Raw genomic sequence first — 15,771 nt, forward strand, 5'->3', positions numbered from 1 at the left:
ACATGGGCATCGTCACCGACGTGTGGACCTGGCTGACGACCGGCTCCCACTGGACCGGGACCGGCGGCGTGCTCCAGCGGCTCGGGGAGCACATCTATCTGACGGGCGTCTGCCTGCTGCTCTCCTGCGCGCTGGCACTGCCGCTCGCGCTGTGGCTCGGCCATGTGGGGCGGGGCGGCGCGCTGGCGGTGAACCTCTCCAACGCGGGCCGGGCCGTGCCCACCTTCGCCGTGCTGGTGCTGCTGTCGATGGGCCCGCTGGGCCGGTACGGCGACTGGGCGACGATCGTGGCGCTGGTGCTGTTCGCGCTGCCGCCGCTGCTGACCAACGCGTACACCGGCGTGCGCGAGGCGGACCGGGAGGTCGTCGAGGCCGCCCGCGGCATGGGCATGACGGGTGGACAACTGCTGCGCCAGGTCGAACTGCCGCTCGCCCTCCCGCTGATCATGACCGGGGTGCAGACCGCCGCCGTGCAGCTCGTCGCCACCGCGACGCTCGCCGCGCTGCCGGGCGGCGGCGGCCTCGGCCGGCTGATCACCGCCGGATTCGGCAACTACGACACACCCCAGGTGGTCGCGGGCGCCCTGCTCGTGGCCGCGCTGGCGCTGCTGGTCGAGCGCGTCCTGACCCTCACCGAGCGACTCCTGGACCCGATGCGGCGGCAGCCCGCCCGCCGCACGACGCCCGTCTGACCGCCCCACCAAGAACGACACCGGACGAATGGACGCATGATGGCCCGCTCCCGCACCACACCCGACACCACCGCCCCCCGGCGCGGAACGGCGGCCCGGCGCGGTCTCGCCGCCGTCGGTACGGCCTCCGCGCTGGCTCTGACGCTCGCCGCCTGCGGCGGCAGCGACCTGGAGGAGAAGGAGTCCGGCTCAGGCGGCGGCAAGGGCAGCCTGGTCATCGGCTCGGCAGGCTTCACCGAGTCGGAGATCCTCTCCGAGCTCTACTCCGGAGTGCTGTCCGAAGCCGGTTGGAAGACCACGGTCAAGAAGGTCAAGAACCGCGAGCTGTACGCCCCCGAACTGGAGAAGGGCCGCATCGACGTCGTACCGGAGTACGCGGCGACGATGGCCGAGTTCCTCAACGCCAAGAAGAACGGCGCCAAGGCCGAGCCGGTCGCCTCCAACGACGCGGACGAGACCGTCGAGGCGCTCCGCGACCTGGCCGAGCCGCGCGGTCTGAAGGTGCTGGAGGCCGGTGACGCGGTCGACCAGAACGCGTTCGCCGTCTCCGCGGACTACGCGAAGAAGCACGACCTCAAGACCCTCAGCGACCTGGGCCGCTCCAAGGAGCGCGTCACCATCGCGGCGGGCGACGAGTGCGAGACCCGGCCGTTCTGCCGCCCCGGTCTGGAGAAGACCTACGGGATCGACGTCAAGGGCATAGACCCCAAGGGCGTCGGGACCAGCCAGTCCAAGCAGGCCGTCAAGGACGGCAAGGACCAGCTCGTGCTGACCACCACCACCGACGCCACCCTCGACCAGTTCGGCCTGGTGCTGCTGAAGGACGACAAGAAGCTGCAGAACGCGGACAACATCGTGCCGGTCGTCAACGCGAAGGACGCCGGTGACAAGAAGGTGGCGGACGCGCTCGGCAAGCTCACCCGCACCCTCACCACCAAGGACCTGACCGAGCTGAACCGCAAGGTCGACCAGGACCGGGAGAAGCCCGCGAACGTCGCCGAGGAGTACCTGAAGAGCAAGGGACTGGCGTGACACGGTTCGTCCGGTGTCATCCCCCCGGCGGAACACGGTAAATTCCCAGCCATGCCACGTGGACGTCATCGCCATTCCCCGCCGCTGCACCGACGCCTGCCCCCGGTGTCCGTGGCGGTGCCCGCACTGGCCTGCGCCGGCGGGGCCTGGCTGATCGGTGAGCCGGGGGTCGCCGACCCGGAGACGGTGGTGCTGCGCGCGCTCACCGCGGCAGCGGCGGCCGCCGCCGTCACCGGCGCGGTCCTGCTGCGCGGCTGGGACCGCGCGGCGGGCAAGCAGGTCGGCGATCTCAAGGCGCAGCTCGCCAGCTCGGCCTGGCGGGCCGAGGAGAAGCAGGCGGACCTGGAGGGCGAGGTCGAGGAGCTGCGCGAGCTCCGCACCAAGCTGGAGGGCAGGCTGCGCGAGAAGCGCGCCGAGCTGACCGGGCTCCGCTCCGAACACGCCGACCTGCTGCGCCGCTACGCCAACGCCCAGACGGAGCGGGCGAGTGCGCTGGAGGGCCGCAGGGTGCTGGAGCTGGAGGCAGGGACGACGGCCTCCGCCAAGGCCCTCACCACCTCGGCGACCGACCACCGGCACAGCTCCGGCGCGCCGACCCCGCTGACCTACCGGCAGGCGGCCGAGGCGCTGGACACGCTCGCCCGCAACGCGGTCCGGCAGCGCGCCGCGGCCCGGCTGTCCCACAGCCGGGCCGCCACCGTGGTGCCTCCGCAGACCCCGCCGCGCTCCCGGCCGGTGTCCGCGCGGCACACCGAGCGGCGCACGGCCGGGCCCGCCGCGCAGGACGCTTCGGCGGCCGGACCGGGCGGCCCCCGGGATCCGGAGGCCGCGGACGGCCCGGAGGCCGGTTCGGCCGGGGCAGCCGCGACGACCGGGACGGCGGCGGGCGGCGCACCCGGGCCGGACGGCCGCGACGGCGGCACGGGCGGCTTCGACTTCTTCGGGCGCAGCAGGCGCCGGACGCACTCGCCCTCTTCCTGAGCCGCGGCGCCGGAGGGCCGCCCGCGGCCCCCGGAAGCGCTGCGGGCGCGGGGCGCCGCTCGGCGCCGTGTGATGCTCTGTGGCGTCACTCGGCGTCACTTGTCGACGTCGCCCACCACGAAGAAGAACGAGCCCAGGATCGCGACCATGTCGGCCACCAGCGTCCCGGGCAGCAGCTCGGTGAGCGCCTGGATGTTGTTGAACGAGGCCGAGCGGAGCTTGAGCCGGTGCGGGGTCTTCTCCCCCTTGGAGACCAGGTAGTAGCCGTTGAGGCCCAGCGGGTTCTCGGTCCAGGTGTAGGTCGCGCCCTCCGGGGCCTTGAGCACCTTCGGCAGCCGCTGGTTGACCGGGCCGGGCGGCAGCTCGGCGAGCCGGTCCAGGCAGGCGTCGGCCAGATCCAGGGAGTTGTGCGTCTGGTCGAGCAGCAGCTCGAAACGGGCCAGACAGTCGCCCTCCGACCGGGTGGCCACCCGCAGCACGTCGGCCAGCTCCCCGTAGGCCAGATACGGCTCGTCGCGGCGCAGATCGAAGTCGACCCCGGAGGCGCGGGCGATCGGACCGCTGACCCCGTAGGCGTGCACCAGCTCCGGGCTGAGCACACCGACGCCCCGGGTGCGGCCCCGGAAGATCTCGTTGCCGAGCACCAGCTTGTCGAAGGTGTCCATCCGGCCGCGGACCGCGGCCACCGCCTGCCGCGCCCGGTCCCGCCAGCCCGCCGGCAGGTCGTCCTTGAGCCCGCCGACCCGGTTGAACATGTAGTGCATCCGGCCGCCGGAGAGCTCCTCCATCACGTTCTGGAGCACCTCTCGCTCCCGGAAGGAGTGGAAGACCGGCGTGATCCCGCCCAGCTCCAGCGGATAGGAGCCCAGGAACATCAGATGGTTGAGCACCCGGTTCAACTCGGCCAGCAGAGTGCGGGTCCACACCGCGCGCGCCGGGACCTCCATACCGAGCATCCGCTCGACGCCGAGCACCACACCCAGCTCGTTGGAGAACGCCGACAGCCAGTCGTGGCGGTTGGCGAGCACGATGATCTGGCGATAGTCGCGGGCCTCGAAGAGCTTCTCGGCCCCCCGGTGCATGTAGCCGACCACCGGCTCGGCGCGCTCGATCCGCTCGCCGTCCAGGACCAGCCGCAGCCGCAGCACCCCGTGCGTGGAGGGGTGCTGCGGGCCGATGTTGAGCACCATGTCGGTGCTCTCCGCGGCACCGCCGATGCCGACGGTCGTCTCCGTCTGAGTCATGACGCTCATCCTGTCAGCTTCCTCCTGCGGGCGGACACGGGCTCCGGCCGCCCACACGTACGCTGAACGGATGACCGACCCCATCCCGATATCGCCCGCCACACCGGGCTCCGGACAGCCCGGCTCCGGCCCGGACGGAACCGGCCCGGCGGAACCCGGAACCGGGCACCGGCCGACGGACCCCCAGGAACCCGGCAGCTTCCCGGACGGGACGGGGAGCGACCCCGCGTGGCGCGGCGTGGAGCGGAACCTGCTGCCGCTGCGCCGGTGCGTGCTGCTGGCCTGGCTGCTGCCGCTGGCCGCGGCAGCGGGAGTGGTACCGGCGCTGATCGCGGGGCCGGTGTGGGCGCTGTGCGCGCTGCCGCCGCTCGCGGCGGCCGGATGGGGCTGGGGAGCGCTGGCGCGCAACTGGCGCTCGTGGCGCTACCGGGAGCGGGCTGACGACCTGCTCGTCTCGCGCGGCGTGCTGTGGCGCGAGACCACTGTGGTGCCCTACGGGCGGATGCAGCTCGTGGAGGTGACCTCGGGACCGCTGGAGCGGCGTTTCGGGCTGGCCTCCCTGCAACTGCACACTGCCGCCGCGACCACCGACGCGGGCATCCCGGGGCTGGCCCCCGCGGAGGCCGAACGGCTGCGCGACCGGCTCACCGAGCTGGGCGAGGCCCGGTCGGCGGGCCTGTGACCGGCGACCCCGCGGCCGGCGGCCCGCGCTTCCTGCCACGCCGCCCCGAGGGCAACCGGCTGCACCCGGTGACCCCCTGGCGGCGGGCCTGGGCGCCGCTCGCCGGACTGCTGGCGTTCGCCGCGCACGACCTCGACCGGGCCCGCGAGTGGTCCGAGCAGCTCACGGGGGCCTGGCTGGCGCTGGGCCTGGCGGTGCTGCTGCCGGTGGCCGCCGGGTACGGATTCCTGTCCTGGTGGTGCACCAGCTACCTGGTCACCGCCACCGAGCTGCGCATCCGTACGGGTCTGCTCTTCCGCCGCACCGCCCACATCCGGCTGGACCGCGTCCAGGCCGTCGACATCTCCCGGCCGCTGCCGGCCCGGATCGCCGGGGTGGCCAAGCTGAAGCTGGACGTCGTCGGCACCGAGGACAAGGACGAGCTGGCGTACCTGGGCGAGCGGCAGGCCGTCGCGCTCCGCGCCGAACTGCTCGCCCGCGCCGCCGGAATCGCCCCCGACGCGGCCCACGAGGCAGGCGAGGCGCCCGCCAGGGAGCTGCTGCGGGTGCCGCCGCGCACTCTGGTGGTCAGCGTGCTGCTGCGGGGCTCCGCCTGGGGGACGCTGGCCGCGCTGCTCCTCGTACCGACCCTGCTGTGGCTGGCGACGGAGAGCGTGTGGACGGTCCTGGCGGCGGCGGTGCCGCTCGCGGGCGGCTGCTGGGCGGCGAGCGGCGGGCGGGTCGTCAAGGAGTTCGACTGGACCGTGGCGGAGTCCCCCGACGGGCTGCGCCTGGATGCGGGCCTGCTGGACCGGCAGCACGCCACGGTGCCTCCCGGAAGGGTGCAGGCCCTCCGGATCGCGCAGCCGCTGCTGTGGCGGCGGCGGGACTGGGTGCGGGTCGAGATGGAGGTCGCGGGCACCGGCGGCGGTACCGGGGACGGCGTGCTCGTACCGGTGGCCACCTGGGGGCAGGCCGCCGCCGTGCTCGCACGGGTGCTGCCCGACGTGGACCCGGACGCCGCCCTGGCCGCGTCGACACCCGCACCCCGCCGCGCCCGCTGGTGCGCACCGGTGGTCCGGCGCGGCTACGGGCACGGGGTCACGCCCGGCGTCTTCGTCGCCCGCCAGGGGCTGCTGACCCGCCGCACCACCCTGGTGCCGCACGCGAAGGTGCAGAGCGTGCGGTTCGCCCAGGGGCCGTGGGAGCGCCGCCACCGGCTGGCCGACGTGTGCGTGGACCTCGGCGCCGGAGGCACCGCACGGGCGCGCCTGCGCGACCAGGAGGAGGCCCTGGCGCTGCTGCGCGCCCAGGCCGACCGCTCGCGCACCGGCCGCCGCTCGGCGCTGCCGGAGCGCTGGCTGACGGCGCCCGGGGCGGCCGCGGACTGAGCACCGGCCGCGGCCCCGGCACGGAGCCGGCCCGCGGCGGCACGGTGGCGGTCCCGCCCCGTGGGAGGCGGGCGCCTACCCTGGGCACATGGGTGCGAGAACGCGTGGCCGCGTGGACGGCCTCCCCGAATGGGACCGCTGCGCAGTAATGGGTGTGGTCAACGTGACCCCCGACTCGTTCTCGGACGGGGGGCGGTGGTTCGACACCGAAGCAGCGATCAAGCACGGGCTCGACCTGGTGGCGCAGGGCGCCGACCTGGTGGACGTCGGCGGCGAGTCCACCCGGCCCGGCGCGGCGCGGGTCGGCGAGGACGAGGAACTGCGCCGGGTGCTGCCGGTGGTGCGCGGGCTGACCGGCGAGGGTCTGGTGGTCAGCGTCGACACCATGCGGGCCTCCGTGGCGGCGCAGGCGGTGGCCGCGGGTGCGGTCCTGGTCAACGACGTCAGCGGCGGCCGCGCCGATCCGGAGATGGTGCCCGCGGTCGCCGACGCCGGTGTGCCGTTCGTGGTGATGCACTGGCGGGGCCAGAGCATCGACATGAACAACCGAGCCGTCTACACCGATGTCGTCGGCGAGGTTCTCGACGAACTGCGCACGGCGGTGCGGCAGGCCGTGGCGGGCGGTATCGACCCCGCCCGGATCGTGGTCGACCCCGGGCTGGGCTTCGCCAAGCGTGCCGAGCACGACCTCGCCCTCGTCGCGGCGCTCGCCGAACTGCGGGCCGGACTGCCCCACCCGATGCTGGTGGCCGCCTCCCGGAAGCGGTTCCTGGGCCGGGTGCTGACCGACGAGCAGGGCGCGACCCCGCCGCCCGCCCGCGAACGCGACGCGGCGACAGCCGCCGTCACCGCGCTGGCGGCCCGGGAGGGCGCCTGGGCGGTACGGGTCCACGAGGTGCGGGCCAGCGCGGACGCCGTCCGCGTCGTCCGGGCCGTCGACGCGGCCGGCGCGGCTCTCCCCGACGCACCCCGGGTCCCGGTCACCCCCGGGACGACGAATCCGGAGGCAGCGACATGAGCGGCGCGCGAACCGACAGCGAGGCGGTCGAGGCCGCCAACACCGCCCTCTACGAGGCGGTCGAGCAGGGCGACATCGAGGCCCTCTCCCGGATGTGGCTGGGTGAGGAGGCGGTCGATCCGGACGACCTCGAGGGCGGCGAGGGCGAGCACGGGGTCCGGGTCGTGCACCCCGGCTGGCCGGTGCTGACCGGGCGCGGCGAGGTGCTGCGCTCCTACGCCCTGATCATGGCCAACACCGAGTACGTCCAGTTCTTCCTCACCGATGTCGAGATCTCGGTGCTGGGCGACACCGCGCTGGTCAGCTGCACCGAGAACATCCTCAGCGGCGGCCCGGCCGAGGCGGACGGCTCCGCGGGACCGCTGGTCGGCGGCCTGGTGGTGGCCACCAACGTCTTCCGCCGCAGCGAGCAGGGCGAGTGGAAGCTGTGGTCGCACCACGGTTCGCCGGTCCTGGTGGAGCAGGACGACGAGGACGGGGACGGCGAGGGAGAAGGGGACCTGGGCCAGGGCGACATCGAGCTCTAGGCCGGGTCCGCACGACCCGGTACGCGCCCGGCCTCGGCCGCGCGCCGGGGACTTGATGCCGGTGCTCACCCCTTCCGACCGCACCCGGGCGCCGGGCTCCGGTCGGAAACCGTTACCTGCGGACCACCCGATCCGGCACATGACCGGGAATGCGCGCGTGGCCGCGAACGCTGTGGGGTAGGCGGCGCGGCGAGCCGTCATGCTCACGGGTAGATTTCGATCCGGTGCCGCCAGGGGCCGTCGGTGCCCCGAGAGCCGGTATACGTTCGCACGACCGACGGGAGTGATGAAGTGGATCGCGTCGCACTGCGCGGCCTCGCGGCGCGTGGGCATCACGGCGTGTTCGAGAGGGAACGCGAGCAGGGGCAGACCTTCGTCGTGGATCTCGACATGGGACTCGACACGCGGTCGGCAGCCGAGAGCGACGACCTGTCCCGTACGGTCCATTACGGAGTCGTCGCCGAAGAGGTCGTCGCGGTCGTCGAGGGGGAACCGGTCGACCTGATCGAGACGCTCGCCCAGCGGATCGCCGACACCTGCCTGCGGCACGAGGCCGTACGCGAGGTGGAGGTGGTCGTGCACAAGCCCGACGCCCCGATCGCCGTGCCGTTCGAGGACGTGACCATCACTATCAAGCGGAGCCGCGCATGACGCCGAACAGTGACCCGACCGTACAGCCGGTGCCCGCCTCCGTGGTGCAGCAGGTGGACGCCGCCGACACGACGCTGCACAACCCGAAGACCGCCGTGCTGTCGATCGGCAGCAACCTCGGCAACCGGCTGGAGTCGCTGCAGAGCGCCGTCGACGCGCTGGCGGACACCCCGGGGATGAAGGTGACGGCCGTCTCGCCGGTCTACGAGACCGAGCCGTGGGGCGTCGAGCCCGGCAGCCAGCCCGCCTACTTCAACGCGGTCGTCGTGGTCCGCACCACCCTGCCGCCCGGCTCCCTCCTCGAACGCGGCCACGCCATCGAGGAGGCGCTGGAGCGGGTCCGCGACGAGCGCTGGGAACCGCGCCCCATCGACGTGGACATCGTGGCCTACCAGGGCGTCGTCTCCGACGACCCGCAGCTCACCCTCCCCCACCCCAGGGCGCACGAGCGGGCCTTCGTCCTCGTGCCGTGGCACGACGTGGACCCCGCGGCCGAGGTTCCGGGCCGCGGCAGCGTCGAGGAGCTGCTGCGGACGCTCGGCACGGAGGACGTCACCGCCCGCCCGGACCTGGAACTCATCGTGCACGCCTGAGCGTTGGCTGCGCGTACCCATTGCCGTTCTGCCGTACCCCGTTGCCGTACCTGCCCGGCGTCCCCGGCCGACGCCCCGCACCGCCCGGACCGCACCCGCGAGGTGGAAGCTCGATGAACCAACTCCGTATCCGCACCCTCGCGGCGCTCTTCGTCATCGCGGGAGTGCTCTCGTGGGGCGGAGCGCGGCTGTGGGACGCGCTGGGCACGCTGCCGGGGGTGCCGTTCGCCGCGCCCATCGTGCTAGGCGCCATCGCGGCCGTGCTGCTGGCCACCGCCCTCTCGCTGCGCTCCCGGCTGAAGGCCCAGCGGGAGCGGGAGCCGGGCGCCAAGGGCGTGGACCCGATGATGGCGGCCCGTGCCGTCCTCTTCGGCCAGGCGAGCGCGCTGGTGGCCGGACTGGTCTCGGGCATGTACGGCGGCACGGGGCTGTTCCTGATCACCGAGCGCGCCGAGGTCCCGGCCCGCGCCCAGCAGGCGCTCTATGCGGGCCTCTCCGTGGTGGCGGGCATCGCGGTGATAGCGGCGGCGGTGCTGCTGGAGCGCATCTGCCGACTGCCCGAGGACGAGGACGAGAGCGGCCCCCCGACCGCCGCGGCCTGAGCCCGAACGGACCTCACTCCCGGCGGGCCTGACCTCGGCAGGTGCCTCGGGCCGGGGAACGGGTCGCCCGGAAGGGCCGGAGCACGGCCCGGACCGGCCGTCCCGCAGCCCGGAAGGGGCGGGACGCGTGATGCGGGAGCTCCGGCTCAGCGGGACAGTATCAGGCTCATCGCCTCGGCCCGGGTGGTCGCGTCGCGGAGCTGTCCGCGGACCGCGGAGGTCGTCGTCTTGGCACCGGGCTTCCGGACGCCCCGCACCGACATGCACATGTGTTCGCACTCGATGACCACGATGACCCCGCGGGGCTCCAGAATCCGCATCAGCGAATCGGCGATCTGGGTCGTCAGCCGCTCCTGGACCTGGGGCCGACGGGCGAAGACATCGACCAGCCGGGCCAGCTTGGACAACCCCGTGATCTTGCCGCTGGCGGACGGGATGTAGCCGACGTGCGCCAGACCGTGGAACGGCAGCAGGTGGTGCTCGCACTGGCTGACCACCTCGATGTCCTTGACCAGGACCATCTCGTCGTGACCCAGATCGAACGTCGTCGTCAGCACGTCCTCGGGACGCTGGTTCAAGCCCGCGAACATCTCCCGGTAGGCGCGGGCCACCCGCGCCGGGGTCTCCAGGAGCCCCTCCCGGTCGGGATCCTCGCCCACGGCGATCAGGAGCTCACGTATCGCGTTCTCGGCGCGCTTCTCGTCGAAGGCGCTGTTCGGGCTCTCCCCGTCCAGGGTCACCGGGTCGGTCATCTGGTCCCTCGTTCCTCGACTTCCACAGCCTGCGGACCGTCACCGTGCGTGACCGGTTCCGGCTGTCGCGTACACAGCGAAAAGCCGCGCCCCTCGACAGTAACCCGAGGGGCGCGGCTGACATTCCGTGGCGCGGCTCTCACCGCGCCCACCTGCGGTTATCCGTTGTCCGGATCCACGGGCTCGACGATGGCGTCCGAGTCCCGAGGGCCGATCTCCTTACCCAGGTTCGGGCCGGAGTTCCCGTTGGTCAGCGCCGCGGGCGGAGCCGACACCGGGGGCCGGGTGGAGGGAGTACGCCGCGAGGACCCCGTCCAGGCGGGACGGGCCGGACGCTTGACCACAGGGTTGAAGACCTCGGCGATCTCCTCCTTGTTCAGCGTCTCCTTCTCCAGCAGGGCCAGGACGAGGTTGTCGAGGACGTCGCGGTTCTCCACCAGGATTTCCCAGGCTTCGTTGTGCGCCGTCTCGATCAGCTTCTTGACCTCCTCGTCCACCAGTCCGGCGACCTCCTCGGAGTAGTCCCGCTGATGGGACATCTCCTTGCCCAGGAAGGGCTCGGACTGGTCGGAGCCGAACTTGATGGCGCCCAGCCGCTCGGTCATGCCGTACTGGGTGACCATCGCGCGCGCGGTGGCCGTCGCCTTCTCGATGTCATTGGCCGCGCCCGTGGTCGGGTCGTGGAAGACCAGTTCCTCGGCCGCCCGGCCGCCCATCATGTAGGCGAGCTGGTCGAGCATCTCGTTCCGCGTGGTCGAGTACTTGTCCTCGTCGGGGAGGACCATCGTGTACCCGAGCGCGCGGCCTCTGGAGAGGATAGTGATCTTGTGGACCGGATCGGAGTTGGGTGAGGCCGCCGCGACCAGGGCGTGCCCGCCCTCGTGATACGCGGTGATCTTCTTCTCCTTGTCGCTCATGATCCGGGTCCGCTTCTGCGGTCCGGCCACGACGCGGTCGATCGCCTCGTCCAGATACTTGTTGTCGATCAGCTTCTGGTCGCTGCGCGCGGTGAGCAGCGCCGCCTCGTTCAGCACGTTGCTCAGGTCGGCGCCGGTGAAGCCCGGGGTGCGCCGGGCGACCGCGCTCAAGTCCACGTCGGGCGCCATCGGCTTGCCCTTCTGGTGGACCTGGAGGATCTCCAGGCGGCCCTGCATGTCGGGGCGGTCGACGGCGATCTGCCGGTCGAACCGGCCCGGACGCAGCAGCGCCGGGTCCAGGATGTCCGGCCGGTTGGTGGCGGCGATCAGGATGACGCCGCCCTTGACGTCGAAGCCGTCCATCTCGACCAGGAGCTGGTTGAGGGTCTGCTCCCGCTCGTCGTGACCGCCGCCCATGCCGGCGCCGCGGTGCCGGCCCACGGCGTCGATCTCGTCGACGAAGACGATGGCCGGGGCGTTCGCCTTGGCCTGCTCGAACAGGTCGCGCACCCGGGAGGCGCCGACACCGACGAACATCTCCACGAAGTCCGAACCGGAGATCGAGTAGAACGGCACGCCCGCCTCACCCGCGACCGCGCGGGCGAGCAGCGTCTTACCGGTACCGGGCGGGCCGTAGAGCAGCACGCCCTTCGGGATCTTGGCGCCGACGGCCTGGAACTTGGCGGGTTCCTGGAGGAAGTCCTTGATCTCGTGGAGCTCCTCGACGGCCTCGTCGGAGCCGGCCACGTCGGTGAAGGTCGTCTTCGGGGTGTCCTTGGTGATGAGCTTGGCCTTGGACTTCCCGAAGTTCATCACCCGGGAGCCGCCGCCCTGCATCTGATTCATCAGGAACAGGAAGATGACGATGATCAGCACGAACGGCAGCAGCGAGATCAGCATCCCGACGAACGGGTTCTGCTTCTGCGGCGCGACCGTGTATCCCTTCGGGATCTCCTTCTGGTCGTACTTGCTCTGGAGTTCCTTGGCGATATCGACACCCTGGGAGTCGATGTAGCTCGCCTTGATCTTGTCGCTGTCCTCGACCTTGGCGCCGTCCTTGAGCTCGAGCTTGACGATCTGCTCGTCGCCCGTGGTGAGCTCTGCGGACTTCACCTTGTCCTGTCGGATCGCCTGTACGACCTGGCCGGTGTCCACCGTCTTGAAGCCGCCGGACGAGCCGACGACCTGCATCAACACGACCACGGCAAGGACGGCCAGCACGATCCACATGACCGGCCCGCGGAAGTATCGCTTCACGTCCATCCATACGGAGCGCGTGGGCCCCGTCCCTCCTGCCACAGTGAGTTGAAAAGCCTGACCTTCGGACGGTACCCCAGCATTGTCACCCGGCGCCGCCGAGGACGGTCAACCGCACCGCCCTCCGACCCTGCAACGAGGGACACCGGCCCTGTGTTCCCGGCCCGCACGCGCGTGCGCGACGGATGTCAGCCGCCGTACACGTGCGGGGCAAGCGTGCCGACGAACGGCAGATTGCGGTACCGCTCGGCGTAGTCGAGCCCGTAGCCGACGACGAACTCGTTCGGGATGTCGAAGCCCACCCACTTCACGTCGATCGCCACCTTGGCGGCGTCCGGCTTGCGCAGCAGGGTGCACACGTTGAGGGAGGCGGGCTCGCGGGATCCCAGGTTGGACAGCAGCCAGGAGAGCGTCAGCCCCGAGTCGATGATGTCCTCGACGATCAGGACGTGCTTGCCCTTGATGTCGGTGTCCAGGTCCTTGAGGATCCGGACCACACCCGAGGACTGGGTCCCGGCGCCGTAGGAGGACACCGCCATCCAGTCCATCGTCGCCGGGGTGGACAGGGCCCGCGCCAGGTCCGCCATCACCATGACGGCGCCCTTGAGCACCCCGACCAGCAGCAGTTCCTCGCCCGCGTACTCCGCGTCGATCCGCTCCGCCAGCTCGGCCAGCTTCGCGTCGATCTCTTCCTTGCCGACCAGCACCGACTGCAGGTCGGTGCCCATGTCTTTCTCGTCCACCCGTGCTGCTCTCGCTCGTCGCGGTCCGGTCGCCCCGGCCCGCCGCAGCCCTCCGGACGGCCCGGTGAGTGCCGGGGCGCCGGTCAGCTCGGTGAGCCGTGCCGGATGACCAGTCTGCCACCCTGGCGCGCGACCTCCACACGCCCGGGCAGGTTGAGGGCCCGCTGGCCGCGCCACGCGGTGATGAGCCGGTCCATCTCCTCGATGTGCCGGGCGAACAGCGACCCCGCCGGAGAGCCCGCCTCGATCGCCGCCCGGCGCAGCACCCGCCGCCGCACCGCGGGCGGCAGCGCGTACAGCCGTACCACGTCCAGCTCCACCGCTCCGTCGGCGCCGGGCGCGCCCTCCGTCCGGGCGACGGCCCGGTCGGAGGGCGCCGACCCGTCCGCCTGGTCCGGCACCCCGGCGTCCTGAGGACCGCTGCCGGGGGTGCGCACGACGGCGCGCTCGGCGTCGTCGGTCCACGCGTCCAGCGCGTCCGCGTCGTCCCGGGAGAGCTGCGCCGTACGGGCGAGTGCCTCGATGACGCCCTTGCCGAGCGCCTTCTCCAGGGCGGGGAGCGCCTCGTGGCGGACGCGGGAGCGGGTGTAGGCGGGGTCGGCGTTGTGCGGGTCGTCCCAGACGGGGAGCGACTGGACCATGCACGCCTTGCGGGTGGTCTGCCGGTCGACGGCCAGGAACGGGCGGCGGTAGCGGCCGCCGGGGCCGGAGACCGCCGCCATGCCGGACAGCGAGCGGGTGCCGGAGCCGCGGGCCAGCCCGAGCAGCACCGTCTCCGCCTGGTCGTCGCGGGTGTGGCCGAGCAGCACGGCGGCCGCGCCGTACCGCTCCGCGATCGCGTCCAGCGCGGCGTACCGGCCCTCGCGCGCGGCGGCTTCGGGGCCGGTGTTGGTCCGTCCCACCTGGATGGCGACCGACTCGACCGGCGTCAGGCCGAGCCCGGCGAGCCGGTCGGCCACGTCCTGGGCGCGCTCGGCGGAGCCCGGCTGCAGGCCGTGGTCGACCGTGACGCCGCCGGCCCGCAGGCCGAGGCGGGGGGCTTCGAACGCGAGCGCGGAGGCGAGGGCCATCGAGTCGGCGCCGCCGGAGCAGGCGACGAGGACGAGCGGTGGCGACGACTCGGCGGGGAGGTCGCCGGGGAGGGCAGCGCCGGGCTGGGGAGTCGCCGCGGGCTGGGGGGTCGCCGCGAGCTGTGCGCCGCGCGCGCCGCGCGTGCTCGCGTCGTGGGCGCTGAGGTCGTGGGCGCTGAGCACGTCGTGGAGTGTGCGGCGGACCGCCAGGCGTATCGCGGCGACCGCGGGGTGGGGACCCATGTCCGATTCACTTCCTCGTCAGGAGCTGCGCAGATCGCGGAAGGAGGCTTCCGCGGATCCGGGTGGGGGCGTCGAAGTCGGCAACTGTCGGCACTGCTGTCACGCTGTGTGTGTCGATGGTGACAGAGACGGACTGTGTTCCCCGAGCATCGCACGCGTACCCCGCCCGCACGGTCCCTCGGAAGGGTGATTGGCGAGGCTTCCGGCCGCCCTAATCGGCCTTGCGGTGCACCCTCGAGATCCACTCGGCGGGTTCGGCGATCTCCGCCTTCGTCGGAAGGGTGTTCGGTGACGTCCACACACGGTTGAAACCCTCCATGCCCACCTCGTCCACCACGGTGCGCACGAACCGCTCCCCGTCCCGGTACTGCCGCAGCTTCGCGTCCAGGCCCAGCAGCTTGCGCAGCGCCAGATCGAGCCGCCCGGCACCGGCGGCCCGGCGCTTCTGGAACTTCTCCCGGATCTCGGTGACGGTCGGGACGACCTGCGGGCCCACCCCGTCCATCACGTAGTCGGCGTGCCCCTCCAGCAGCGACATGACGGCGGTCAGCCGGCCCAGCACCTCGCGCTGCGCCGGGCTCTGCACCAGTTCCACGAGGCCGGGCCGCTCCTCCGCGCCGTCCTCCGTGCCGCCCTCGCCCGGCCTGCCGCCGGACAGCGACTGGACGGCCTCCCGCAGCCGCTCCACGAGCGTCGAGGGGTCGATGTCGGTCTGCTCCAGGAAGGACTGGATCTCCATCCGCAGATGGTCGCGCAGCCAGGGAACCGCCGTGAACTGGGTGCGGTGGGTCTCCTCGTGCAGGCACACCCACAGCCGGAAGTCGTGCGGATCCACCTCCAGCTCGCGCTCCACGTGCACGATGTTCGGCGCCACCAGCAGCAGCCGGCCGCCACCGTCGGCACCGCCCGGCAGGTCCCGGCCGGCCGGCGCGAACGTCTCGTACTGACCCAGCACCCGCGAGGAGAGGAAGGAGAGCAGCATGCCGACCTCCACCCCGGTGACCTTGCCGCCGACCGCGCCGAGCACGGCCCCGCCGGGGACGCCGGCGCGGCGCTCGGCCACCTTGCCCAGCAGCGGGGAGAGCAGCTCCCGGAATCCGGCGACGTTGGCCCGCACCCAACCGGGCCGGTCCACCACCAGCACGGGCGTGTCCCCCGCCTCGGCGTCGGCGGGGGACAGCCGGGTGAAGCCGCGTACGTGCTCCTCGGAGACCTTCGCGTGCCGCCGCAGCTCGGCGACGATGCCGCGGGCCTCCTCCCTGCTGACTTCCGGCCCCGGCCGTCCGAGCCGGGTCGCGGTCGTGACCGCGAGATTCCAGTCGACCATCTGCACACCACCGAGGCTCGTCATTCTTTCACCGTACGTGCAGTGCGCGCGGGGCGGGAGGAGAGCGCGA

16 protein-coding genes are annotated in these 15,771 nt (G+C 72.7%); 10 read left to right on the plus strand and 6 right to left on the minus strand.

The features are described 5' to 3' along the window. Positions 1-2 precede the first annotated feature (2 nt). From P2424_RS28160 to P2424_RS28170, 3 genes are read left to right on the plus strand one after another with little or no spacing between them, the layout of a single operon-like run. Positions 3-692 (plus strand): ABC transporter permease subunit, encoded by a 690-nt coding sequence (locus P2424_RS28160; protein WP_276478479.1) that lies wholly within the window; start codon positions 3-5, stop codon positions 690-692. 36 nt (positions 693-728) lie between these two features. Continuing rightward, on the plus strand, positions 729-1,724 hold the full coding sequence (locus P2424_RS28165; RefSeq protein WP_276478480.1) for an ABC transporter substrate-binding protein: 996 nt from the start codon (positions 729-731) through the stop codon (positions 1,722-1,724). 51 nt (positions 1,725-1,775) lie between these two features. After that, positions 1,776-2,705, plus strand: a complete 930-nt coding sequence (locus P2424_RS28170) for a hypothetical protein (protein ID WP_276478481.1) — start codon at positions 1,776-1,778, stop codon at positions 2,703-2,705. 95 nt (positions 2,706-2,800) lie between these two features. Here P2424_RS28170 and P2424_RS28175 read toward each other — a convergent pair whose 3' ends face one another. Then, positions 2,801-3,958, minus strand: coding sequence for an NADH-quinone oxidoreductase subunit D (locus tag P2424_RS28175; RefSeq protein WP_276478482.1), 1,158 nt, complete (start codon positions 3,956-3,958; stop codon positions 2,801-2,803). 61 nt (positions 3,959-4,019) lie between these two features. On the opposite strand from P2424_RS28175, the gene P2424_RS28180 reads away from it, so the two are divergent. The 7 genes from P2424_RS28180 to P2424_RS28210 all read left to right on the plus strand — a co-directional run bounded on the left by P2424_RS28180 (position 4,020) and on the right by P2424_RS28210 (position 9,392). Further along, entirely contained in the window at positions 4,020-4,631 is a 612-nt protein-coding gene (locus P2424_RS28180) for a PH domain-containing protein (protein ID WP_276478483.1), read from the plus strand. Next, positions 4,628-6,001, plus strand: a complete 1,374-nt coding sequence (locus P2424_RS28185; protein ID WP_276478484.1) for a PH domain-containing protein — start codon at positions 4,628-4,630, stop codon at positions 5,999-6,001. Before P2424_RS28180 ends, P2424_RS28185 begins: the two co-directional genes overlap by 4 nt. Before the next feature lie 88 nt (positions 6,002-6,089). Continuing rightward, on the plus strand, positions 6,090-7,019 hold the full coding sequence (gene folP, locus P2424_RS28190; protein ID WP_276478485.1) for a dihydropteroate synthase: 930 nt from the start codon (positions 6,090-6,092) through the stop codon (positions 7,017-7,019). Then, positions 7,016-7,546 (plus strand): nuclear transport factor 2 family protein, encoded by a 531-nt coding sequence (locus P2424_RS28195; protein ID WP_276478486.1) that lies wholly within the window; start codon positions 7,016-7,018, stop codon positions 7,544-7,546. Before folP ends, P2424_RS28195 begins: the two co-directional genes overlap by 4 nt. Before the next feature lie 291 nt (positions 7,547-7,837). Then, entirely contained in the window at positions 7,838-8,197 is a 360-nt protein-coding gene (gene folB, locus P2424_RS28200; RefSeq protein ID WP_019355644.1) for a dihydroneopterin aldolase, read from the plus strand. Next, complete coding sequence (gene folK, locus P2424_RS28205; protein ID WP_276478487.1) at positions 8,194-8,790, plus strand: 2-amino-4-hydroxy-6-hydroxymethyldihydropteridine diphosphokinase; 597 nt, start codon at positions 8,194-8,196, stop codon at positions 8,788-8,790. Before folB ends, folK begins: the two co-directional genes overlap by 4 nt. Positions 8,791-8,903: 113 nt before the next feature. Continuing rightward, positions 8,904-9,392 (plus strand): DUF3180 domain-containing protein, encoded by a 489-nt coding sequence (locus P2424_RS28210; RefSeq protein ID WP_276478488.1) that lies wholly within the window; start codon positions 8,904-8,906, stop codon positions 9,390-9,392. A 146-nt stretch (positions 9,393-9,538) separates the two neighbouring features. Here P2424_RS28210 and folE read toward each other — a convergent pair whose 3' ends face one another. From folE to P2424_RS28235, 5 genes are all read right to left on the minus strand, one after another. After that, complete coding sequence (folE, locus tag P2424_RS28215; RefSeq protein WP_276478489.1) at positions 9,539-10,144, minus strand: GTP cyclohydrolase I FolE; 606 nt, start codon at positions 10,142-10,144, stop codon at positions 9,539-9,541. Positions 10,145-10,302: 158 nt separating this feature from the next. After that, positions 10,303-12,324, minus strand: a complete 2,022-nt coding sequence (gene ftsH, locus P2424_RS28220; protein ID WP_020699826.1) for an ATP-dependent zinc metalloprotease FtsH — start codon at positions 12,322-12,324, stop codon at positions 10,303-10,305. A gap of 182 nt (positions 12,325-12,506) precedes the next feature. Then, positions 12,507-13,046, minus strand: coding sequence for a hypoxanthine phosphoribosyltransferase (hpt, locus tag P2424_RS28225; protein ID WP_019355637.1), 540 nt, complete (start codon positions 13,044-13,046; stop codon positions 12,507-12,509). Between the two features lie 98 nt (positions 13,047-13,144). Further along, positions 13,145-14,374 carry a tRNA lysidine(34) synthetase TilS gene (gene tilS, locus P2424_RS28230; RefSeq protein WP_276478490.1) on the minus strand — a complete coding sequence of 410 codons (1,230 nt, stop codon included), beginning with the start codon at positions 14,372-14,374 and terminating at the stop codon, positions 13,145-13,147. Positions 14,375-14,585: 211 nt separating this feature from the next. Next, positions 14,586-15,725 (minus strand): zinc-dependent metalloprotease, encoded by a 1,140-nt coding sequence (locus P2424_RS28235; protein WP_276478491.1) that lies wholly within the window; start codon positions 15,723-15,725, stop codon positions 14,586-14,588. Between the last annotated feature and the right edge of the window lie 46 nt (positions 15,726-15,771).

The organism is Streptomyces sp. WMMB303, from assembly GCF_029351045.1.
GTDB lineage: Bacteria > Actinomycetota > Actinomycetes > Streptomycetales > Streptomycetaceae > Streptomyces.